This is a genomic window from Allobosea sp. 05T439, from assembly GCF_056396005.1.
On sequence record NZ_JBFTKP010000174.1, the window covers coordinates 1 to 378 of the forward strand.

The 378-nt window shown below is 59.8% G+C and carries 1 protein-coding gene; it reads left to right on the plus strand.

Annotated elements, in window-relative coordinates:
* Nucleotides 1–67: 67 nt before the first annotated feature.
* On the plus strand, nucleotides 68–378 hold a 311-nt coding region (locus AC1DIO_RS35600), incomplete at its 3' end, for a transposase (RefSeq protein WP_476854986.1).

A 378-nucleotide genomic window follows, 5' to 3' on the forward strand; every position in this document is an offset into this window, starting at 1 on the left:
CCACCGAGGCTGTGTGAAAAGAGCCGAGTCGGCTAGGATTCCTGGAGGTGATGCTCCGGGAGCTTAGATGAAGCGCTTCGTTGAGACTGAAGACCGTCGGCAGGGTGTCCTGCTTCCCGAGTATCTTGACGACTACGTGTCGGAGAACAATCCGGTTCGGGTGATCGACGTCTTCGTTGATGAATTGGACCTGGGCCAACTGGGTTTTGAAGGCGTGGTTCCCGAGGCGACGGGCCGTCCGAGCTACCATCCGGGCGTGCTGCTAAAGATCTACGTCTACGGCTACATCAACCAGGTGCAATCGAGCCGTCGGTTGGAGCGCGAGGCGCAGCGCAACATCGAGCTGATGTGGCTGACGGGACGGCTGGCGCCGGACTT